19 protein-coding genes are annotated in these 20,728 nt (G+C 71.5%); 6 read left to right on the top strand and 13 right to left on the bottom strand.

What is annotated here, in order from left to right; all coding sequences use genetic code 11:
- Positions 1-37 precede the first annotated feature (37 nt).
- Together cseB and cseC are read left to right on the top strand one after the other, a co-directional pair.
- A complete protein-coding gene (gene cseB, locus ACZ52C_RS30700) occupies positions 38-754 on the top strand; it encodes a two-component system response regulator CseB (RefSeq protein ID WP_469077790.1) in 717 nt (238 codons plus the stop codon).
- Positions 755-771: 17 nt separating this feature from the next.
- Positions 772-2,196, top strand: a complete 1,425-nt coding sequence (gene cseC / locus ACZ52C_RS30695) for a two-component system sensor histidine kinase CseC (RefSeq protein ID WP_469077789.1) — start codon at positions 772-774, stop codon at positions 2,194-2,196.
- Between the two features lie 250 nt (positions 2,197-2,446).
- On the opposite strand, the gene ACZ52C_RS30690 is transcribed toward cseC, so the two are convergent.
- Positions 2,447-4,078, bottom strand: coding sequence for an MDR family MFS transporter (locus ACZ52C_RS30690; RefSeq protein ID WP_469077788.1), 1,632 nt, complete (start codon positions 4,076-4,078; stop codon positions 2,447-2,449).
- A 166-nt stretch (positions 4,079-4,244) separates the two neighbouring features.
- On the opposite strand from ACZ52C_RS30690, the gene ACZ52C_RS30685 reads away from it, so the two are divergent.
- Positions 4,245-4,865 carry a TetR/AcrR family transcriptional regulator gene (locus ACZ52C_RS30685; protein WP_469077787.1) on the top strand — a complete coding sequence of 207 codons (621 nt, stop codon included), beginning with the start codon at positions 4,245-4,247 and terminating at the stop codon, positions 4,863-4,865.
- Between the two features lie 65 nt (positions 4,866-4,930).
- On the opposite strand, the gene ACZ52C_RS30680 is transcribed toward ACZ52C_RS30685, so the two are convergent.
- Complete coding sequence (locus ACZ52C_RS30680; RefSeq protein ID WP_469077786.1) at positions 4,931-5,539, bottom strand: M23 family metallopeptidase; 609 nt, start codon at positions 5,537-5,539, stop codon at positions 4,931-4,933.
- A 465-nt stretch (positions 5,540-6,004) separates the two neighbouring features.
- Entirely contained in the window at positions 6,005-8,530 is a 2,526-nt protein-coding gene (locus tag ACZ52C_RS30675; protein ID WP_319106572.1) for an ATP-dependent Clp protease ATP-binding subunit, read from the bottom strand.
- A gap of 430 nt (positions 8,531-8,960) precedes the next feature.
- Here ACZ52C_RS30675 and ACZ52C_RS30670 point away from each other — a divergent pair, with 430 nt between their 5' ends.
- Positions 8,961-9,617 carry an SCO3374 family protein gene (locus ACZ52C_RS30670; protein ID WP_469077785.1) on the top strand — a complete coding sequence of 219 codons (657 nt, stop codon included), beginning with the start codon at positions 8,961-8,963 and terminating at the stop codon, positions 9,615-9,617.
- Here the strand turns inward: ACZ52C_RS30670 and ACZ52C_RS30665 are convergent.
- From ACZ52C_RS30665 to ACZ52C_RS30620, 10 genes are all read right to left on the bottom strand, one after another.
- Positions 9,596-9,931 (bottom strand): histone-like nucleoid-structuring protein Lsr2, encoded by a 336-nt coding sequence (locus ACZ52C_RS30665; protein ID WP_033524724.1) that lies wholly within the window; start codon positions 9,929-9,931, stop codon positions 9,596-9,598. The two genes, ACZ52C_RS30670 and ACZ52C_RS30665, sit on opposite strands and share 22 nt — an antisense overlap.
- Before the next feature lie 304 nt (positions 9,932-10,235).
- Positions 10,236-10,769, bottom strand: coding sequence for an amino-acid N-acetyltransferase (locus ACZ52C_RS30660; RefSeq protein WP_192333584.1), 534 nt, complete (start codon positions 10,767-10,769; stop codon positions 10,236-10,238).
- Between the two features lie 9 nt (positions 10,770-10,778).
- On the bottom strand, positions 10,779-11,240 hold the full coding sequence (locus ACZ52C_RS30655; protein WP_469077784.1) for a BlaI/MecI/CopY family transcriptional regulator: 462 nt from the start codon (positions 11,238-11,240) through the stop codon (positions 10,779-10,781).
- A gap of 129 nt (positions 11,241-11,369) precedes the next feature.
- Positions 11,370-11,561: a hypothetical protein gene (locus ACZ52C_RS30650; RefSeq protein WP_469077783.1), complete on the bottom strand. Its 192-nt coding sequence runs from the start codon at positions 11,559-11,561 to the stop codon at positions 11,370-11,372.
- Between the two features lie 19 nt (positions 11,562-11,580).
- Complete coding sequence (locus ACZ52C_RS30645) at positions 11,581-12,258, bottom strand: hypothetical protein (protein WP_469077816.1); 678 nt, start codon at positions 12,256-12,258, stop codon at positions 11,581-11,583.
- A 355-nt stretch (positions 12,259-12,613) separates the two neighbouring features.
- Complete coding sequence (locus tag ACZ52C_RS30640) at positions 12,614-13,411, bottom strand: type III pantothenate kinase (RefSeq protein ID WP_045562636.1); 798 nt, start codon at positions 13,409-13,411, stop codon at positions 12,614-12,616.
- A gap of 15 nt (positions 13,412-13,426) precedes the next feature.
- Positions 13,427-14,410, bottom strand: a complete 984-nt coding sequence (gene nadC, locus ACZ52C_RS30635) for a carboxylating nicotinate-nucleotide diphosphorylase (protein ID WP_086801634.1) — start codon at positions 14,408-14,410, stop codon at positions 13,427-13,429.
- Positions 14,411-14,415: 5 nt separating this feature from the next.
- Positions 14,416-16,131, bottom strand: a complete 1,716-nt coding sequence (locus ACZ52C_RS30630) for an L-aspartate oxidase (protein ID WP_469077782.1) — start codon at positions 16,129-16,131, stop codon at positions 14,416-14,418.
- Positions 16,128-17,120 (bottom strand): pantoate--beta-alanine ligase, encoded by a 993-nt coding sequence (panC, locus tag ACZ52C_RS30625; RefSeq protein WP_469077781.1) that lies wholly within the window; start codon positions 17,118-17,120, stop codon positions 16,128-16,130. The genes ACZ52C_RS30630 and panC overlap by 4 nt, the downstream gene beginning before the upstream one ends.
- The gene (locus tag ACZ52C_RS30620) at positions 17,117-18,073 is read right to left on the bottom strand and encodes a Rossmann-like and DUF2520 domain-containing protein (RefSeq protein ID WP_469077780.1); all 957 of its coding nucleotides are present in this window, start codon (positions 18,071-18,073) and stop codon (positions 17,117-17,119) included. Before ACZ52C_RS30620 ends, panC begins: the two co-directional genes overlap by 4 nt.
- Positions 18,074-18,281: 208 nt before the next feature.
- Here ACZ52C_RS30620 and ACZ52C_RS30615 point away from each other — a divergent pair, with 208 nt between their 5' ends.
- Both ACZ52C_RS30615 and ACZ52C_RS30610 read left to right on the top strand, forming a co-directional pair.
- Complete coding sequence (locus tag ACZ52C_RS30615) at positions 18,282-19,472, top strand: threonine aldolase family protein (RefSeq protein ID WP_469077779.1); 1,191 nt, start codon at positions 18,282-18,284, stop codon at positions 19,470-19,472.
- A gap of 39 nt (positions 19,473-19,511) precedes the next feature.
- Positions 19,512-20,669, top strand: a complete 1,158-nt coding sequence (locus tag ACZ52C_RS30610) for a DUF5937 family protein (RefSeq protein WP_469077778.1) — start codon at positions 19,512-19,514, stop codon at positions 20,667-20,669.
- Positions 20,670-20,728 lie beyond the last annotated feature (59 nt).

Genomic DNA, 20,728 nt, shown 5'->3' with positions numbered 1-20,728 from the left:
GCGACCCCCTTCTACCGAGAGCGAGCGAGATCACCGGATGGCTGAGCAGACCCATGTCCTGTTCGTCGAGGACGACGACGTCATCCGCGAGGCCACCCAGCTCGCCCTGGAGCGGGACGGCTTCGCGGTCACGGCCATGCCCGACGGGCTGTCGGGGCTGGAGGCGTTCCGCGCGAACCGGCCCGACATCGCCCTCCTCGACGTCATGGTGCCGGGCCTGGACGGGGTCTCCCTGTGCCGCCGCATCCGTGACGAGTCGACCGTCCCGGTGATCATGCTCTCCGCGCGCGCAGACTCCATCGACGTGGTGCTGGGCCTGGAGGCGGGCGCCGACGACTACGTGACCAAGCCGTTCGACGGCGCCGTCCTGGTCGCCCGGATCCGCGCGGTGCTGCGCCGCTTCGGCCACGCGAGCGGCGGTGACGCCAAGGCGGAGGAGGCCGGCGGCGCGGACACCGGCGGGGTGCTCACCTTCGGCGAACTCGGCGAACTGGTGATCGACACCGTGGGCATGGAGGTACGGAAGTCCGGGGAGCCGGTGGCCCTGACACCGACCGAGATGCGCCTGCTGCTGGAGTTCTCCTCCGCCCCGGGCACGGTCCTCTCCCGCGACAAGCTGCTCGAACGCGTGTGGGACTACGGCTGGGGCGGCGACACCCGGGTCGTCGACGTCCATGTCCAGCGGCTGCGCGCGAAGATCGGCCAGGACCGGATCGAGACGGTCCGCGGCTTCGGCTACAAGCTCAAGGCCTGAGCGGGGACGGGGCCGACATGGAATCGAGGGGGATACGAAGAGGGCGGGCGCCCGAGGCCGCACGCGCCGCCGACCGCCCGTCCGGCGCGGGACCGGCCCCGGGACCCGTCCCGGGGCCGGTCTCAGGCATCCGGACGGGGCTGCGCTGGCAGTTGAGCGCGGCGATCGCCCTGGTCGGCGCGCTGGTGGCGGTCGCGCTGAGCCTGGTCGTGCACAACGCGGCGCGCGTCTCGATGCTCGACAACTCACGCGACCTCGCTGACGAGCGCATCCAGGTCGCCCAGCGGATGTACGAGTCGGGGCGCCCGCTGAAGTCGGGCGCCTTCGGGGTCAAGCTCGACGACCCCGACATCCCGCAGGACCTGCTGGCCAAGGTCAGCGAGGGCCGCCGGGCGACGTACGTGTCCGAGGGCGAGAACGGGGTGCCCGACATCTGGGCGGCCGTCCCGCTGAAGGACAAGCGGGTCCTGTCCCTGCACACCGACTTCACCGACCACAGCTCGGCGGTGATGCGGGACCTCGACCAGGCCTTGCTCATCGGCTCGATCGCGGTCGTCTTCGGCGGCTCGGCCCTCGGGGTCCTCATCGGCGGCCAGATGTCCCGCCGGCTGCGCAAGGCGGCGGCCGCCGCGCACGAGGTCGCCAAGGGCGAGTCGGACGTACGGGTGCAGGACGCGATCGGCGGTGTCGTACGCGACGAGACCGCGGAGCTGGCACGGGCCGTGGACGCCATGGCCGACACCCTGCGGCAGCGCATCGAGGCGGAGCGCCGGGTGACGGCGGACATCGCCCACGAGCTGCGTACGCCGGTCACCGGACTGCTGACGGCCGCGGAACTGCTGCCCCCGGGCCGCCCCTCCGAGCTGGTCCGCGACCGGGCGCAGGCGATGCGGACGCTCGTGGAGGACGTGCTGGAGGTGGCCCGTCTCGACGGGGCCTCCGAGCGGGCCGAGTTGCAGGACATCATGCTGGGCGAGTTCGTGGCCCGGCGGGTGGCGGCGAAGAACGCGGACGTGCGGGTGCGGGTGGTGCACGAGTCGGAGGTGACGACCGACCCCCGCCGACTCGAACGGGTCCTGCTGAACCTGCTGGCCAACGCGGCGAAGCACGGCAGACCGCCGATCGAGGTCTCCGTCGAGGGCCGCGTCATCCGGGTCCGCGACCATGGCCCCGGCTTCCCCGAGGAACTCCTCGCCGACGGGCCCCGCCGCTTCCGTACCGGGGCCTCCGACCGGGCCGGCCAGGGGCACGGCCTCGGCCTCACCATCGCCGCCGGTCAGGCGCGTGTCCTAGGCGCCCGCCTCACCTTCCGCAACGTCCGCCCGCCCGGGTCCCCGGGCGGCGTCCCGGCGGAGGGGGCGGTCGCCGTCCTGTGGCTCCCGGAACACGCCCCGACGAACACGGGCAGCTACCCGATGCTGCCGATGTCGACCGATGCGTAGCCCTGCCGGGCGGGGGGCCGGTTCTTCGGGTGCGGGTGGGTGGGGGCTGGTCGCGCAGTTCCCCGCGCCCCTGAAAGACCAGGCCCCCGTGGCCCTGAAAGGCGACCGGCGGAGGGCCTGAAAAGCACGGGGCGCAGCCCCCGCTTTTCAGAGGCGCGGGGAACTGCGCGACCAGCCCCCACCCACCCGCACCCGCCGACGCACCGAACCCCCCGAGCTCAACCGCGAACTCAGGGGGCCCACCGCACGATCAGACGGCCGCAGCCTCCTTCGCCCCGGCCTCCCCGCCGGCCCCGGTCCCGCCGGCCCCCTCGGCCCCGTCCGCGCCGGAGGCCCCGGCCCCGGCCCCCCGCAACGGCACCTCCTTCACGAACACCGCCGCCACCAACGCCACCACGGAGACGATCGCCCCCAGCAGGAACGCCGAGTGCGTCCCGGAGGACACCGCGTACTGGTACGCCTCCCGCGCTGCCTCCGGCAGCTTCGCCAGACTCGCCGCGTCCAGCTGCGCCGACTGCTCGGTCACCTTGGACCCCAGCGCCCCGGCCCGCTCGGCCATCACGTCCTGCACCCGGCTGTTGAACAACGCACCCATGATCGCGACCCCGAAGGACGACCCGAGCGTCCGGGCCAGCGTGGTGGTCGAGGAGGCGACGCCCATGTCCTTCATCTCGACACTGTTCTGCGCGACCAGCATGGTGATCTGCATCAGGCATCCCATACCGGCACCCAGCACGGCCATGAACACCCCGGACGTCAGCCGGCTCGTCCCCGTGTCCATCTGCGCCAGCAGGAACAGCCCCACCATCATCAGGACGCTCCCGATGACCGGGAAGATCTTGTAGCGGCCGCTGTTCGTGGTCACCCGCCCGGCCACCATCGACACCGCGAGCATCGCCCCGAGCATCGGCAGCAGCAACAGCCCGGAGTTGGTCGCGGACGCGCCCTGCACGGACTGCTGGTACAGCGGCAGGAACAGCACCGCGCCGAACATCACGAACCCGGTGAAGAACCCGATCAGGGACATCAGCGTGAAGTTCCGGCTGCGGAAGATGTGCAGCGGGATCACCGGCTCGGCCGCCCGCTTCTGCACGAACACGAACCCGACCAGCGAGGCCACGCCGAGCGCGATCAGCTCCATGATGACGGCCGACCCCCAGGCGTACTCCGTGCCGCCCCACGTGGTGACCAGCACGATCGCCGTGATGCCGACGGTCAGCAGGGCCGCGCCCAGATAGTCGATGTTCCGCGCCGACCGCCCCTCGCGCGACGGCTTCGGCAGGTGCAGCACGGCACTGACGGCGATCAGCGCCACGACCCCGAGCGGCAGGTTGATGTAGAAGGACCAGCGCCAGCCCCAGTGGTCCGTGATGGACCCGCCGACCAGCGGTCCGGCGATCATGGCGAGAGCCATCACCCCGGCCATCATGCCCTGGTACTTGCCGCGCTCCCGGGGCGGTATCAGGTCGCCGATGATCGCCATGACCCCGACCATCAGACCGCCGGCGCCGAGTCCCTGGATCGCGCGGAAGCCGATGAGCTGGCCCATGTCCTGGGCCATCCCGCTCAGCGCGGACCCGATCAGGAAGATCACGATCGAGGTCATGAAGATCCGCTTGCGGCCGTAGAGGTCGCCGAGCTTGCCCCAGATGGGCGTGGAGGCGGCGGTCGCGAGCGTGTAGGCGGTGACGACCCACGACAGGTGTTCGAGCCCGCCCAGCTCCCCCACGATCGTCGGCATCGCCGTTCCGATGATCATGTTGTCGAGCATCGCGAGCAGCATGGCGATCATGAGCGCGAGCAGCACCACCCGCACACTGCGCGGCTGCGGCCCGTCCTTCTCGGCCCCACCGCTCGCTTCGTTCTTCTTCTCCGCATCCATCGCGGTCCTCCACTCCCCCCGGAGCTTCCGTGCACTTACTTGCCGACCGGCTAGTTGTCTACACTGAGGGAAGCTAGGCCCCTAACTAGCCGGGCGTCAAGTAAGTTCGACGGGCTTGGCCGGGGCTTGACCGACCCGGGCCATCCGAGCGGCGAGGAGTACGAGGATGAGCGGCATGGCACAGGACGCCACGGGCGCGGCGGACGCGACACCGAAGCGGCAGCGTCGCGGCGACACCCGCCAGCGCATCCAGGAGGTCGCCCTCGAACTCTTCGCCGAGCAGGGCTACGAGAAGACCTCGCTGCGGGAGATCGCCGAACGCCTCGATGTGACGAAGGCGGCGCTGTACTACCACTTCAAGACCAAGGAAGACATCCTCATCGGCCTCTTCCAGGACCTGCAACGCCCGATCGACGATCTGATCGAGTGGGCGGGCACCCAGCCGCGCACCCTCGACACCAAGCGGGAGATCCTGCGCCGCTACAGCGTGGCCCTGGCCGATGTCGCCCCGCTCTTCCGCTTCATGCAGGAGAACCAGGCGACGGTGCGCGAGCTGAGCGTCGGCGAGACCTTCAAGGACCGCATGATCCGCCTGATCGACACCATCAAGGAACCGGACGCCGCCCTGACCGACCAGGTCCGCTGCACGAGCGCCCTGTTCACGATGCACGCGGGCATGTTCGTCCTGCGGGACCTCGAAGCCGACCCCGAGGAGAAGCGGGAGGCCGTCCTGGAGGTCGCGATCGACCTGGTGACCCAGGCGCACGCCGGAGCCGGGCGCCCCTGAGGGCCGCCCTGTCCGGGCGGCCCTCAGAACCTTCGCGACCTTCGCGACCCTGCCCCGCGGGCGGCTCAGACCTTGACGCCCTTGGTGCGCAGGAAGGCGACCGGGTCGATGGCGGAGCCGTAGTTCGCGGTCGTACGGATCTCGAAGTGCAGGTGCGGCCCGCTGGAGTTACCGGTGTTGCCGGAGAGGGCTATGCGCTGCCCGGTCTTGACGACCTGGCCGACCTTCACGTTCACCTTCGCCAGGTGGGCGTACTGCGAGAACGTGCCGTTGCCGTGCTTGATGACGACGGCGTTGCCGTACGCCGGGCCGTCACCGGCGCCGTTGCCGCCGGCCTTGACGACGGTTCCGCCGTGCGCGGCGGCGACGGCCGTGCCGCTCCTGACGGCGAAGTCCTGGCCGCTGTGCTTGGCGGACCACATGTTGCCGGCCTGCGCGAAGCGCGCGCTCAGCTTGTAGCCCTTGACGGGGCTGACCCAGGAGGCCGCCTTCTTGGCGGCGGCGGTCTGGACGATGGCGGTGGCGGTGCCGGCGCTCGCGGCCTGGGCACCACCGGCGGCGGCCGCGACCCCGGCACCCAGCACACCCGAGACACCCACACCCACGGCCATCACGGCGGCGCGGACACGGAGCTGGGACGTACGGGAACGGGGAGTGCGAACACGCTGCGACATGGAGTACCTCACGGGGGAACGGAGACAGGGAACGTGCCTCGACGGGCACGCATCTGCGGCCGCCGAATGGGACAACCCTTGGTACCCCGATGCCGCGAAAGCCCCCAAACATGTGACCTACGACTTAACCTCGTAGATCAGAGGAAATGCCCCCCTTCATTGACATCCACCACCAAACCGCCCCTCACCTGCGCAGCACCACCCGAATCGCTCACCCTGAGACCCGAATGTCCGTTTTGCCCATCACTCTCTCGCCACTATTCCACCTAGTACCGGACAAATGACCTGTGCGGCACGTCACCGGGAGCGGCCGGAAAGAACGCGTGAATGTGATGCCGACTACGAGGTCCGCGTCACTCATTTCCCGGACGACGAAGCGGACGACAAAACGGACGACAAAGGGGCTGCCCCGGGACCGAGGTCCCGGGGCAGCCCCTTCTCGCTCGCTCAGGCCGAGCGCAGCGGTTACGCGTCCTTGCTCAGGTTCGGACCCGCACCGCCGGCCGCCTGCTCGATCGGCGGGACGTCCGGCAGCGCCGCCTTCTCCTCACCCCGGAAGGTGAAGGTCTGGGTCTCGCCCTCGCCCTCGGTGTCCACGACCACGATGTGGCCGGGGCGCAGCTCGCCGAAGAGGATCTTCTCGGAGAGGGTGTCCTCGATCTCGCGCTGGATGGTCCGACGCAGCGGCCGGGCGCCCAGCACGGGGTCGTAGCCCTTCTTGGACAGCAGCTCCTTGGCGGACTGGGAGAGCTCGATGCCCATGTCCCGGTCCTTCAGGCGCTCGTCGACCTTGCCGATCATCAGGTCGACGATCGCGAGGATGTCCTCCTGCGTCAGCTGCGGGAAGACGACGACGTCGTCGACACGGTTGAGGAACTCGGGCCGGAAGTGCTGCTTGAGCTCGTCCGAGACCTTGTTCTTCATGCGCTCGTAGTTGGTCTTCTTGTCGCCCGAGGCCGCGAAGCCCAGGTTGAAGCCCTTGGAGATGTCCCGGGTGCCGAGGTTGGTCGTCATGATGATGACCGTGTTCTTGAAGTCCACGACCCGGCCCTGGGAGTCGGTCAGTCGACCGTCCTCCAGGATCTGCAGCAGCGAGTTGAAGATGTCCGGGTGGGCCTTCTCGACCTCGTCGAAGAGGACGACGGAGAACGGCTTGCGGCGGACCTTCTCGGTCAGCTGGCCGCCCTCTTCGTAGCCCACGTATCCGGGCGGGGAACCGAAGAGCCGCGAGACCGTGTGCTTCTCGCTGAACTCCGACATGTCGAGGGAGATCAGCGCGTCCTCGTCACCGAAGAGGAACTCCGCCAGAGCCTTCGACAGCTCGGTCTTACCGACACCGGACGGACCGGCGAAGATGAACGAACCACCGGGACGCTTGGGGTCCTTCAGGCCCGCACGCGTACGACGGATCGCCTTCGACAGCGCCTTGACGGCGTCGACCTGGCCGATGACCCGCTTGTGGAGCTCGTCCTCCATGCGCAGCAGACGCGAGGACTCCTCCTCGGTCAGCTTGAAGACCGGGATGCCGGTGGCGGTCGCGAGGACCTCGGCGATCAGCTCGCCGTCGACCTCGGCGACGACGTCCATGTCGCCGGCCTTCCACTCCTTCTCCCGCTTGGCCTTGGCGGCCAGGAGCTGCTTCTCCTTGTCGCGGAGGGAGGCGGCCTTCTCGAAGTCCTGCGAGTCGATCGCGGACTCCTTGTCCCGGCGGACACCGGCGATCTTCTCGTCGAACTCGCGGAGGTCCGGCGGCGCGGTCATCCGGCGGATGCGCATCCTCGATCCGGCCTCGTCGATCAGGTCGATCGCCTTGTCCGGCAGGAAGCGGTCCGAGATGTACCGGTCGGCGAGCGTCGCCGCCTGCACCAGGGCCTCGTCCGTGATGGAGACGCGGTGGTGCGCCTCGTACCGGTCGCGCAGCCCCTTGAGGATCTCGATGGTGTGCGGGAGCGAGGGCTCGGCGACCTGGATGGGCTGGAAGCGGCGCTCCAGGGCCGCGTCCTTCTCCAGGTGCTTGCGGTACTCGTCCAGCGTGGTGGCACCGATGGTCTGGAGCTCACCGCGGGCCAGCATCGGCTTCAGGATCGAAGCGGCGTCGATGGCGCCCTCGGCGGCACCCGCACCGACCAGCGTGTGCAGCTCGTCGATGAACAGGATGATGTCGCCGCGGGTGCGGATCTCCTTGAGCACCTTCTTCAGGCGCTCCTCGAAGTCACCGCGGTAGCGGGAGCCGGCGACCAGCGCGCCGAGGTCGAGGGTGTAGAGGTGCTTGTCCTTGAGGGTCTCGGGCACCTCGCCCTTGACGATGGCCTGGGCGAGGCCCTCGACGACGGCGGTCTTGCCGACGCCGGGCTCACCGATCAGGACCGGGTTGTTCTTGGTACGGCGGGACAGCACCTGCATGACCCGCTCGATCTCCTTCTCGCGCCCGATGACCGGGTCGAGCTTGGACTCACGAGCGGCCTGGGTGAGGTTCCGGCCGAACTGGTCGAGGACCAGGGACGTCGAGGGGGTGCCCTCGGCGGGGCCGCCGGCGGTGGCGGTCTCCTTGCCCTGGTAACCGGAGAGCAGCTGGATGACCTGCTGCCGCACCCGGTTGAGATCTGCGCCCAGCTTGACCAGGACCTGGGCGGCGACGCCCTCGCCCTCGCGGATCAGGCCGAGCAGGATGTGCTCCGTGCCGATGTAGTTGTGGCCCAGCTGAAGGGCCTCGCGGAGCGACAGCTCCAGGACCTTCTTGGCACGGGGGGTGAAGGGGATGTGGCCGGACGGAGCCTGCTGCCCCTGCCCGATGATCTCCTCCACCTGCTGGCGGACCGCCTCGAGCGAAATCCCGAGGCTCTCCAGGGCCTTAGCGGCGACACCCTCACCCTCATGGATCAGGCCCAGGAGGATGTGCTCGGTGCCGATGTAGTTGTGGTTGAGCATCCGGGCTTCTTCCTGAGCCAGGACGACAACCCGCCGCGCGCGGTCGGTGAACCTCTCGAACATCGTTAATCGCTCCTCAGAGCGGTCAGGCAGTGAGGGGACGCTCCCCTCGCTGTCCTTCCGCAGCTTAGTCCCGCAAGCGGGGACCGCTCATTCCAACTGCCGACACCGTCCTTGGCCTCCTGACCCCGAACGCCGACATCTGCTCCAACCCGATGGTGCGAGACGATGTTCCCGCAGGCCAGGCAGTTACCCCCACCATCAGTACGCCGATGGCGAACGTGAGACGGCCTTTCCTGCGTGTCGCCCCCTCCCACTAGGGATGTCTTACCCGTAGGGACTGACACTCCATGCCGGATGCACCGGTTCCCTCCGCTAAGGGCGAACATCCTTGCGTCACCGCACACCGTGGAACGCCCCCTTTCCCGGCACTCCTCGCAATCGCGCCGACACCCAGCGTAACTCTGGGCCTCTTCGCCCGGTTGCTCCTGACATGGCCATCGTCCCCCTTCCCCGCCGACCGCTCGACCCGAGCGCTTCCTCGGCCGCCGCCTCGCGCGATGTCCCGGGCGAGACCCCGTGCGACGCGGTGCGGTGGTGGTACGAGAACGATCTCGGCTGGGCGACCGTGCCCGGGACGCCCGTACATCTCATTACGGGCCTGCGCTTCGATGTGCTCGACGTACCGGTGGAAGCGGGGTTCGCGGCGCTGCGTCACCTGGGGCCGGTGCCCGGTCCGGGCTCACCGGTGGCGCTGTGCGGCGGGCGGATGCTGCTGCTGGTCGCGGCCGGGAGCGCGGAGGAGTTGCCGGGGCTGTTGCAGTGGCTGGACTGGGGCGGCCTCGACCTGGACCTCACTGCCGTCGGAACGGGCGGTCACGTGGTGGCGCCGGCGCCACCGGACGGAGCCGGAAGGCGTGGGGGCGTGCGCGGGGAGGCCGGTTCACAGGGGGCCGCCGAGTGGCTGCGGCCCCCCGAGCCGGAGTGCGAGGTCGAACCCTCGCTGCCGAGCATGTCGGCGTTGGGGGGCGTGGGGGGCGCCCCCGACCTCGTGCGAGTGGTGGACACGGTGGCGACGCACTGCCACCGCGTCCGGCTGCGGCGCGCGAGCACCGGGCCGTCGGAAACTCAGCCGTTGGCCTTCTCGTAGGCCTCGCGGATGGAGGCGGGGACGCGACCGCGGTCGTTGACCTCGTAGCCGTTCTCCTTCGCCCAGGCGCGGATGGCCGCGGTGTCCTGGCTGCCGCCGGAAGCGGCACGGGCCTTGCCCCGCCCTCCCGCGGCCCGGCCTCCGGTACGCCGACCACCCTTGACGTAGGGGTCGAGAAGGCCACGGAGCTTGTCCGCGTTCGCGGTCGTGAGGTCGATCTCGTACGTCTTGCCGTCCAGCGCGAACGTCACGGTCTCGTCCGCCTCGCCGCCGTCGAGGTCGTCGACAAGAAGGACCTGAACCTTCTGTGCCACCGGATTTCCTTTCATCGATAACTTCAGGGCCGAGGCCTGCGGCGAGCGCCGCTGTTTCGCGTCCCCTGTTATATGCAGTACTGCAGTACGTCGGAAAGCAAACCGCTTTTCCAGGAAAAACACAAACCCCTGGGAGAGACCGAGGAGAGACCGGGGAGAGACCCCGGAGAGGACGAGGAGGCCGGGGAAGACCGGAAACATGTGCGTTTCGGACATAGGCCCCGCGGGCAAGGCGACCCTCACCGGATGCTCTCCGGGAAGGTCCACCGGAACGCCTCACCGGAATTGGTCTCTCCCCCGGCGATCACAGATGCAGAAGCATCCGGCTGTTGCCCAAGGTGTTCGGTTTCACTCGTTCGAGACCGAGGAACTCCGCGACACCCTCGTCATAGGAACGCAGCAGCTCCGCGTAGACATCGGTGTCGACGGGAGTCTCACCGATCTCCACGAAGCCGTGCTTCGCGAAGAACTCGACTTCGAAGGTGAGACAGAAAACCCGTCGAACACCCAGCCAGCGAGCGGTGTGCAGCAACTTCTCCAGCAACTGGTGCCCGACGCCGAGACCCTTGGCGTCGGGGTTCACCGCGAGAGTGCGGACTTCCGCGAGGTCTTCCCACATGACGTGCAGCGCACCGCAGCCGACGACCTGCGCGTTGTCGTCCCGTTCCGCGACCCAGAACTCCTGGATGTCCTCGTAAAGGGTGACCGTCGCTTTGTCGAGCAGGATGCGGCGCTGGACGTAGGAGTCGAGGAGGTCGCGCACGTGCGGGACATCGCTGGTCCGAGCCCGCCTGACGGTGATGGCTTTTGTGGTGGCTTCGGGACTCGTTGCTGGCATGAGCGGACGCTATCGCCCGGGGCGATCCGGTGATTCGCCGGGGGTGCCCTCTGTTTCGCCGGACGATTCGGCGGATTCGCCGACGGTTTCAACAGGGGTTTCGCGGACGGGGGCGGCGGGCGCGGCGGGTTCGGGTTTGCCGGGGGGCGGGCCCTGGACGATGCGTACGGCGTCGGTGAGGGACTGTCGCTGTTCCTCGCTCATCATCCCGAAGAAGGCGACGAGCGCGGCGGCGGGGTTGTCGCTCTGCGACCAGGCTTCGTTCATGAGTGCGGCCGCGTAGGCGGCGCGAGTGGAGACCGCCTCATATCGATAGGCCCGGCCCTCCGCCTCCCGGCGCACCCAGCCCTTCTGATGGAGATTGTCCAGAACGGTCATCACGGTGGTGTACGCGATGGACCGTTCCCGCTGAAGGTCTTCCAGGACTTCCCGAACCGTCACCGGGCGGTTCCACTTCCACACCCGCGTCATGACGGCGTCTTCGAGTTCTCCCAAGGGGCGAGGCACAGTTCCGCACCCTATCCGGAGGAATGGAACAAAAAGGGCGTACGACTCGAAAAACACACGAGTCGTACGCCGATGGGGCGGGAGCGGTGCGGGTCAGGCGCCGGGGCTCCGGCGGCCGTCGCCGCCGGCCTGGCGGGTGTTCTCCGCACGGGTGAGGGCCGCGTCGACCACCGCGTCCTCCTTGGCCTTGTTGGGGCCGCCCTGGGTCTTCACGATCACCCGGATGACGCTGATGAACAGCACGGCCATCACGAAGGGGGGCAGCAGCGCGGAGACGTAGTCCATGCGTCCAGGGTAGCCAGGGCTAGACGGCGGCCAGTTGCTGGGGCGGGTTCGCGGGCGGGGCGGGCGGCTTCCGCTTGGGCGGGAAGACCTCACCGGGGGTGGGGATGGGGCGGCGGGCCGGACGCGGGGCGTCGGGGCGGGGCACCGGACCGGGCTTGTCGGCGGGCTCGGCGGGGCGGGAGGGCCGGGCGGGCTTCGGCCGGGCGGGCTCTCCGGCGGCGCGCGCGTCCTGCTCCACGAGGCCACCGGGGAGCGCGGTGAGCCGGAGCCGCGAGCGGCCCGAGGCGGCGCGGGAGGCGGGGACGACCACGGCCGAGGTGGCCGCGCGCCCCGCGAAACGGGCGCGCACGTCCTGTGCGACGAGCGGGTGGCAGCGCTCCAGGAGGGACGCGGCGACGGGGTTGCCGCGCAGGGCGCGCAGGGCGGCGAGGTCGTCCGGGAGGGGGAGGTACCCGGCGTCCAGGGCCTGTGTCAGGAGCGCCGCGTAGCCCGTGGCCGTGCCGGGGAGGGCGGCGCGGTAGCGGGCGAGGTCGGCCAGCAGGAAGGCCCTCAGACGGGCGTCCTCACGGGCCGCCTCGTCGACGGACTGGGCGAGCCGGAGGCAGTCCTGCACCTCCTCCGCCGAGACGGGACTGGGGTTGAGGGCGAGGGCGAGGGCACGGCGGAGCACACGCAGCTCCTCGGCGCCGAACGCCATGCCGCCGCGGGTTCCGTGGGGCGTGGGCATGCGGCGACGATACGCGCTAATCAGACAAAAGAGGGTTGATAGGGGCGTGTGGCGCCGGGGACCACCCGCCTGGGTCCACCGGGGGCGCGGTAGGGGGTGGGGGGTGAGGGTGCGTCGGCGGGTGCGGGTGTGTGGAGGCTGGTCGCGCAGTTCCCCGCGCCCCTAAAAGACACAGGCCTTGCGGGCCTGAAAGACCACGGCCCTGCGGGCCTGAAAAGCACGGGGCGCAGCCCCGGCTTTTCAGGGGCGCGGGGAACTGCGCGAGAAGCCCCACCGGACCCGCACCCGCCGACACACCCCCGCCCCCACCCCGTACCGCGCCCCCTCAAAGACGCGACACGTTCCGTTCGTAGACCAACCGCAGCCCGATCAGCGTCAACCACGGCTCGTGCTCGTCGATCACCGAGGACTCCCCCAGCACCATGGGCGCGAGCCCCCCGGTGGCGATGACCGTCACGTCCTCGGGGTCGTCGGCCAGTTCGCGGACCATGCGGCTCACCACGCCGTCGACCTGCCCGGCGAACCCGTAGACGATGCCGGACTGCATGGCCTCGACCGTGTTCTTGCCGATGACGCTGCGCGGCCGGGCGACCTCGATCTTGCGGAGCTGGGCGCCCTTGACGCCGAGGGCGTCCACGGAGATCTCGATGCCGGGGGCGATCACGCCGCCGACGTACTCGCCGCGCGCGCTGACCGCGTCGAACGTCGTCGCCGTACCGAAGTCCACGACGACGGCCGGACCGCCGTACAGCTCGACGGCGGCGACGGCGTTGATGATGCGGTCGGCGCCGACCTCCTTGGGGTTGTCGGTGAGGATCGGGACACCCGTCTTCACCCCCGGCTCGACGAGGACCGCGGGGACGTCGCCGTAGTAGCGGCGGGTCACCTCGCGCAGCTCGTGCAGCACCGAGGGGACGGTGGCGCAGATCGCGATGCCGTCGATGCCGTCGCCCAGTTCCTCGCCGAGCAGCGGGTGCATGCCCATGAGGCCCTGGAGGAGGACCGCCAGTTCGTCGGCGGTGCGGCGCGCGTCCGTGGAGATGCGCCAGTGTTCGACGATGTCCTCGCCGTCGAACAGACCGAGGACGGTGTGGGTGTTGCCCACGTCGATCGTCAGCAGCATGGCCCGTCCCCGTCCCTACTCGGCCGCGCGCAGGTCGAGGCCGATGTCCAGGATCGGGGACGAGTGGGTCAGTGCCCCGACGGCCAGGAAGTCGACGCCCGTGTCCGCGTACGCCTTGGCGTTGGTGAGGGTCAGCCGGCCCGAGGCCTCCAGGAGGGCGCGGCCGTCGACGATCGAGACGGCCTCCTCGCACTCGAGCGGGGTGAAGTTGTCCAGGAGGATCAGATCGGCGCCCGCGTCGACGACCTCCCGCAGCTGGTGCAGGGTGTCGACCTCGACCTCGATGGGCACCTCGGGGAACATCGCGCGCACGGCCTCGAAGGCCTGGGCGACCCCGCCCGCGGCGACCACGTGGTTGTCCTTGACGAGGGCCGCGTCCGAGAGGGACATGCGGTGGTTGATCCCGCCGCCGCAGCGGACCGCGAACTTCTCCAGGGAGCGCAGCCCCGGCGTCGTCTTCCTGGTGTCGCGCACCTTGGCCTTCGTGCCCTCCAGCGTGTCCGCCCACGCGCGCGTGGCGGTCGCGATGCCGGAGAGGCGGCACAGCAGGTTCAGGGCGCTGCGCTCGGCGGTGAGCAGGTCGCGGGTGGCGCCGGTGACGCTGAGGAGCTTCTGGCCGGCCTCGACGCGGTCGCCGTCGTCGACGTGCCGCTCGACCTCGAACTCGTCGGAGCAGGCCACCGACAGGACCGCCTCGGCGACGCGCAGCCCCGCCACGACGCCGCCCTCGCGGGCGGTGAAGTCGGCGGTGGCCCGCGCGTCCTCGGGGATCGTGGCGACCGTGGTCACGTCCACGCCGTGGTCGAGGTCCTCCTGGATGGCGACGTTGGCGATGTCCTCGACCTCCACGGGGTCGAGTCCGGCGTCGGCCAGGAGCTGGGCGAGCGCGGGATCGAGCCCGCACTCCAGGTATTCCTCGCTGAGTCCGTCGTCCGCGCCGCAGGCGCAGCCGTCGCCGCAGCCGCCGCTCTGGGCGAGGGGAAGGTCGGGGGTGCTCACGTCTGTCACTGCTCCTGCTGGTGCTGCCGGGTCGGGGGGAAGTCTGCGGTATCCGTGGTGTGTACGGCGAGCGTCCGGTCCGGATTCAGCCGTACGACGATGTGGCGGCGCCAGGTGGTGTCGTCGCGCTCGGCGCGGTCCTCGCGCCAGTGGCAGCCGCGGGTCTCCTCGCGCAGCCGGGCGGCGGCGACCAGGACGCGGGCCACGCACAGGAGGTTGGTGGTCTCCCAGGTGTCGACGCCGGGCTCGGCCGTCTTGCCGTTCTCCGCGAGGGCGTCGCGGGCCTGGGCGTGCAGCCGGTCCAGGGCGGCCGCGGCGGTGGCCAGGGACGCCTCGGAGCGCAGCACGCCGGCGCCCTCGGTCATGGTCCGCTGGATCGCGAACCGTATCTCCGGGGCGAGCAGCGGGTGCGCGGGCTGCTCGGCGTGCGGGACGGGCTGGGGCACGCGCGCGTGGAGGGTGTTCTCGGCGTGGGCGGCGGCGATGTCGGCGACGATGCGCTCGGCGTAGACCAGGCCCTCCAGAAGGGAGTTGGAGGCGAGCCGGTTGGCGCCGTGGACGCCGGTGCAGGCGACCTCGCCGCAGGCGTACAGGCCGGGGACGGTGGTGCGGCCGTGGGAGTCGGTGCGGACGCCGCCGGAGGCGTAGTGGGCGGCCGGGGCGACCGGGATGGGCTCGGTGACCGGGTCGAGGCCGTGGGCGCGGCAGGCGGCGAGGATCGTCGGGAAGCGGTGCTCCCACATGTGCGCGCCGAAGTGCCGGGCGTCCAGGTACATGTGTTCGGCGCCCTGTTCCTGCATGCGGCGCATGATGCCCTTGGCGACGATGTCCCGGGGCGCGAGTTCGGCCAGCTCGTGCTGTCCGACCATGAAGCGGGTGCCGCCGGCGTCGACCAGGTGGGCGCCCTCGCCGCGGACGGCCTCGGAGACCAGGGGCTGCTGGCCCTCCGCGTCCGCGCCGAGGAACAGCACGGTGGGGTGGAACTGGACGAATTCGAGGTCGGAGACCTCGGCGCCCGCGCGCAGGGCGAGGGCCACGCCGTCGCCCGTCGACACCGAGGGGTTGGTGGTGGCGGAGAAGACCTGGCCCATGCCGCCCGTCGCGAGGACGACCGCGGGGGCGTGCACGGCTCCCACGCCGTCGTGCTGGCCCTCGCCCATGACGTGCAGGGTGACACCGGCGGTGCGGCCCTCGGCGTCCGTCAGGAGGTCCAGGACGAGCGCGTTCTCGACCGTGCGCAGGCCACGCGCGCGGACCGCCTCGACGAGGGCCCGGGAGATCTCGGCGCCGGTGGCGTCGCCGCCCGCGTGGGCGATGCGGCGGCGGTGGTGGCCGCCCTCGCGGGTCAGCTCCAGGCCGCCCTCCTCCGACTCGTCGAAGTGGGCGCCGGTCGCGATCAGCCGGCGTACGGCGTCGGGGCCCTCGGTGACCAGCAGGCGTACGGCGTCCTCGTCGCACAGGCCCGCGCCGGCCACCAGGGTGTCGTCCAGGTGCTGTTCGGGGGTGTCGCCCTCGCCGAGGGCCGCGGCGATGCCGCCCTGGGCCCAGCGGGTGGAGCCGTCGTCGAGGCGGGCCTTGGTGACGACGACCGTGCGCAGGCCGGTGGCCTCGCAGCGCAGCGCGGCGGTGAGGCCGGCCACGCCCGACCCGACGACCACGACGTCGGCGTCGATGGACCAGCCCGGTGCGGGCGCGTGCAGTCGTATGCCTGTGCTGGTCACGAGGCGGCTCCGAAGGTCAGGGGGATGTTGTCGATCAGCCGGGTCGTCCCCACCCGGGCCGCGACGGCGAGGACGGCTTCGCCGGTGAAGTCGTCGGGGATGTCGGTGAAGTCGGACGGGTCGACCAGGGCCAGGTAGTCAAGGGAGAGCGGCGGCTTCATGCGCAGGGCCTCGTCGAGGACCAGCCGGGCGGCGGCGCGGACGGCGGCGGGGCCGCCGGGGGCGGACTTGGCCATGGCGTGCGCGTCGGCCGCCGCGCGGGACTCGCCGATCGCGCTCAGCGCCTCGGCACGCGCGCGTGTGGCGGGCACCTCGCGGGCGCGGGCGCGCAGCGCCTCCTGCGCGGCGTGCCGGTCGCGGCCCGCGAACAGGGCCTGGGAGAGCGCCAGGGCGGTGCGGCGCTCCTCGGTGGACAGGTACCGGTTGCGGCTGGACAGGGCCAGCCCGTCGGGCTCGCGGACCGTCGGGACGCCCACGATCTCCATGCCGAAGTTCAGGTCGCGGACCATGCGGCGGATCAGGGCGAGCTGCTGGGCGTCCTTCTGGCCGTAGAGCGCCACGTCGGGGCGGGTGAGGTGGAGCAGTTTGGCGACGACGGTGAGCATGCCGTCGAAGTGCCCGGGGCGGGAGGCGCCCTCCAGGCGTTCCCCCATGGGCCCGGCGGTGATCCGGACCTCCGGTTCGCCGCCCGGGTAGACCTCGTCCACGGACGGGGCGAACACCACGTCGGCGCCCGACTGTTCGGCGAGCTTGACGTCGGCGTCGAGGGTGCGCGGGTAGCGGTCGAGGTCCTCGCCGGCGCCGAACTGGAGGGGGTTGACGAAGACGGTCACGACGACCTCGCCGGTGTCGCCGACGATCTCGCGGGCGGCGCGGACCAGGGTGGCGTGGCCCTCGTGCAGGGCGCCCATGGTCATCACGACGGCCCGGCGTCCCGCACGCGCGCGTGCGTGCAGTTCGCCGGCGGTGCGCAGCACGGTGATGGTCATCGGGTGTTCCCTTCGGTCCCGTCGGTGCCGCCCGCTCCGGTGGCGCGGTCCGTCCCGCCGGCGAGCACCCCGAGGAGGTCCTCGGCCAGCTCCGGCTTGAGCAGTCCGGCGGCGAGGGCCCGGTCGGCGGTCGCGCGGGCCATCGCCAGATATCCGGCGACGGTGGCCGGGGCGTGCGCGCGCAGTTCGGCGACGTGCGCGGCGACCGTGCCCGCGTCCCCGCGCGCGACGGGGCCGGTGAGGGCCGCGTCGCCCGACCTGAGGGCGTTGTCCAGGGCGGCGCCGAGCAGCGGGCCGAGCATGCGGTCGGGGGCGGTGACCCCGGCCGTGCGCAGCAGCTCCATGGACTGGGCGACCAGGGTGACCAGGTGGTTGGCGCCCAGGGCGAGGGCGGCGTGGTAGAGCGGGCGGTTCTCCTCGGCGATCCACTCGGGCTCGCCGCCCATCTCGATCACCAGCGCCTCGGCGGCCATCCGCAGCTCGTCCGGGGCCGTGACCCCGAAGGAGCACCCGGCGAGCCGCTGCACGTCCACCGCGGTCCCCGTGAACGTCATCGCGGGGTGCAGCGCCAGGGGGAGCGCCCCGGCCCTGAGCGCGGGGTCCAGCACCTTCGCGCCGTACCGCCCGGAGGTGTGCACGAGGAGCTGCCCCGGGCGTACGGAGCCGGTCTCCGCGAGGCCCTCGACGAGCCCCGGCAGGGCGTCGTCGGGGACGGTCAGCAGGACCAGGTCCGCGTGGCGCAGCACATCGGCGGGGGGCATCAGCGGGACGTCGGGCAGCAGTTCGGCGGCGCGTCGCCGGGAGGCGTCGGAGACGCCGGAGACGGCCACCGGCCGGTGACCCGCCAGCTTCAGCGACGCCGCCAGCGCGGGGCCGACCCGGCCGGCGCCGACGACACCGACGGCGAGCCGCGCGGGGCGGTCCTTCGGCTCCGGTTGCTGGAATGTACTCACTCGGTGGTGGCCTTCCCGTTCCAGTCCGCTCTGGGTACCGGACGATTTCTCGTCATGTTAACGCGATCGGTCACAGGGGTGTTCGGTCGTCCACAGGCTGTGGGTGACGCGGGAGACCGTTTCCGCAGGTCGTGTCGGGGAGCCCGGCGGGCGGGAATCGGCGGGAAAACCGGGTGCCGGGCGGGCCCGGCAGGGGGATGATCCCGGGATGAGCGAAGCGGCGGGGACCACCGAGGACGGGACGGCCGACGGGGACTCCCCGGCGATGCTGCGGTACGAGCGGCGGCGGGCGGTCCACCGGACGGCCGAGCGGGTGCTGTCGCGGACCAGTGCGCTGGCGACGATCCGCGAGCGGCTCTCCCTGCTGGACCTGGCCGGCGAGGTGTACGACCTGGACGAGTCGGCGGACATCTACGGCAACGGGGTCGTCGAGGCGCTGGAGGAGCGGACCGCCGCGCTGCTCGGCATGGAGGCCGCCGCGTTCTTCCCGACCGGCACGATGGCCCAGCAGGTGGCCCTGCGGTGCTGGGCGGGCCGTACCGGGAACCCGACGGTGGCCCTGCACGGGCTCTCCCACCCCGAGAGGCACGAGCGGTCCGCGTTCAGCCGGGTCAGCGGATTGCGCCCGGCCCTGCTGACGAGCGAGCCCCGGCTGCCGAGCGCCGACGAGGTACGCGGCTTCGACGAGCCCTTCGGCGCGCTGATGCTCGAACTGCCCCTCAGGGAGGCGGGGTTCGTGCTCCCCTCCTGGGAGGAGCTGACGGCGGTCGTCGACGCGGCGCACGAGCGGGAGGCGGTCGTCCACTTCGACGGGGCCCGGCTCTGGGAGTCCACGACCCACTTCGGCCGCCCCCTCGACGAGATCGCGGGCCTCGCCGACAGCGTCTACGTGTCGTACTACAAGTCCCTCGACGCCTACAGCGGTGCCGCGATCGCCGGCCCCAGGACCCTGGTCGACGAGGCGAAGGCCTGGCGGCACCGGTACGGCGGCGACCTCTTCCACCAGTTCCCCACCGCCCTGTCGGCCCTGGTCGGCCTGGAGCGCGAGCTGCCCCGGCTGCCGGAGTACGTGCGCCACGCGCGCGTGGTCGCCGCCGCGCTGCGGGAGGGGTTCGCGGAGGCGGGGGTGCCGTGGTCCCGTGTGCACCCCGAGGAGCCGCACACCCATGAGTTCCAGGTCTGGCTGCCGTACGACGTCGAGGTCGTCGCGGAGGCCTCGGTCCGGCAGGGCGAGCGGACGGACACGCTGCTCTTCGCCCGCCCCTGGGACCGGGGCGGGCCGGGGCTGGCGGTCACCGAGGTCGAGGTGCGGGCCTCGGCGCTGGAGTGGACGGCCGAGGACGTCCGGCGGGCGGTCGGGGACTTCGTGGCGCTGGTGGAGAAGGTCGCGGGCGAATAACCGCCGGGCCGGGCCGCGCGGGCGGGGCACCATGGGGACATGAGTGTGCGCATCGACATCACCGGGCTGCGGCGGGAGAAGGTGGCCGTCGTGCCCTCGCCGCTGGCCGAGCTCGGCATGGCGCTGCACGTGCTGTCCGAGCCCGGGCACCACCCCGGGCTCCAGGGCTGGGTGACGGGGGTGACCGCCCGGCTCGACGCGCATCTCGCCGACCGGATGTCCGAGGCGGACTTCCTGTGGCGTACGTCGTTCTCGGACCTGTTCATGCCCTTCGCCGGGATCCCCGGCCGGGACACCCTCCCGGGCGCGACGCTCGCCGCCGACCTCGATCTGCTGGACAAGCTGACGGACGACCAGTTCGTCGACGCCGGGCTGGAGTTCGTCTGCTCCCCCGGGTACGCCTACGACTCGCGGCGGCCGGGTCCCCTGGCGGACGCGGAGATGAGCCGCCGCGCCCTGGAGCTGGCCGCCGCGCGCGGCCCGCGGCAACTGCGGTTCGCCGGGCGGCTGCTGGCGGACCCGCCGGGTGTGCGGGCCTGGCTGCGGCAGTTCCTGGAGGACTGCGACGCCGCCTTCTTCGGCGAGACCTGGTCGCGGCTGTGCCACCCCCTCGCGGCGGACGCCCGCCACAAGACCGAGGTGCTGCGGCACAAGGGCCTCGCCGGGGCGCTGGGCGCCGTCTCGCCGTCCCTGACCCTGGACGGTGCGGACGGTGCGGACGGTGCGGACGGTGCGGACGGTGTGGGCGGGTCGGCGGGGCGGATCGTCGTGGACAAGCTGATCGAGGGCCGTACGCACACCGGTGACGGCGGTCTGCTGCTGGTGCCGACCAGCCTGGGCCGGCCCCACCTCACCGTCCTGCACCGGTTCGGCTGGCAGCCGGTGATCCAGTATCCCGTGAGCGCGGCCGAGCCGGCCGCCCCGCTCCCGGTGGAGCAGCTCGCCCTGCGCATGACCGCGCTGGCCCACCCCGTCCGGATGCGCCTGTGCCGCAATCTGGCCCGCAGCGCGAACACCACGGGGGAGCTGGCCCAGATGCTCGGGATGACCCCGCCGGAGATATCCCGGCACCTGGCCGTCCTCAGGAAGGCGGGCCTCCTCACGACGCGCCGCCGGGGCCGGTACGTGCTCCACCAGCTGGACGTGGCGGTGGTGGCCCGGCTGGGCGGCGACTTCCTGGAGGGCCTGCTCAGATGACCGGCCGAACCGGACGATCCCGCCACCGGCCCTCCGGACGGCCGTACGCCGGCCGTCTC

It is taken from the genome of Streptomyces sp. NPDC034049, assembly GCF_055575575.1.
The sequence above is the reverse complement of the archived record's forward strand: the minus strand, read 5'-3'. Positions and strand labels throughout refer to the sequence as shown.

Coding starts and splice junctions, on each gene's coding strand:
- ACZ52C_RS30670 (WP_469077785.1), top strand. CDS start 8,961: ATGGCCATCGTCCCCCTTCCCCGCCGACCGCTCGACCCGAGCGCTTCC.
- ACZ52C_RS30660 (WP_192333584.1), bottom strand. CDS start 10,769: ATGCCAGCAACGAGTCCCGAAGCCACCACAAAAGCCATCACCGTCAGG.
- ACZ52C_RS30645 (WP_469077816.1), bottom strand. CDS start 12,258: ATGGCGTTCGGCGCCGAGGAGCTGCGTGTGCTCCGCCGTGCCCTCGCC.
- ACZ52C_RS30615 (WP_469077779.1), top strand. CDS start 18,282: ATGAGCGAAGCGGCGGGGACCACCGAGGACGGGACGGCCGACGGGGAC.
- cseC (WP_469077789.1), top strand. CDS start 772: ATGGAATCGAGGGGGATACGAAGAGGGCGGGCGCCCGAGGCCGCACGC.
- panC (WP_469077781.1), bottom strand. CDS start 17,120: ATGACCATCACCGTGCTGCGCACCGCCGGCGAACTGCACGCACGCGCG.
- ACZ52C_RS30640 (WP_045562636.1), bottom strand. CDS start 13,411: ATGCTGCTGACGATCGACGTGGGCAACACCCACACCGTCCTCGGTCTG.
- ACZ52C_RS30650 (WP_469077783.1), bottom strand. CDS start 11,561: ATGGACTACGTCTCCGCGCTGCTGCCCCCCTTCGTGATGGCCGTGCTG.
- ACZ52C_RS30675 (WP_319106572.1), bottom strand. CDS start 8,530: ATGTTCGAGAGGTTCACCGACCGCGCGCGGCGGGTTGTCGTCCTGGCT.
- ACZ52C_RS30685 (WP_469077787.1), top strand. CDS start 4,245: ATGAGCGGCATGGCACAGGACGCCACGGGCGCGGCGGACGCGACACCG.
- ACZ52C_RS30655 (WP_469077784.1), bottom strand. CDS start 11,240: ATGACGCGGGTGTGGAAGTGGAACCGCCCGGTGACGGTTCGGGAAGTC.
- ACZ52C_RS30690 (WP_469077788.1), bottom strand. CDS start 4,078: ATGGATGCGGAGAAGAAGAACGAAGCGAGCGGTGGGGCCGAGAAGGAC.
- ACZ52C_RS30610 (WP_469077778.1), top strand. CDS start 19,512: ATGAGTGTGCGCATCGACATCACCGGGCTGCGGCGGGAGAAGGTGGCC.
- cseB (WP_469077790.1), top strand. CDS start 38: ATGGCTGAGCAGACCCATGTCCTGTTCGTCGAGGACGACGACGTCATC.
- ACZ52C_RS30680 (WP_469077786.1), bottom strand. CDS start 5,539: ATGTCGCAGCGTGTTCGCACTCCCCGTTCCCGTACGTCCCAGCTCCGT.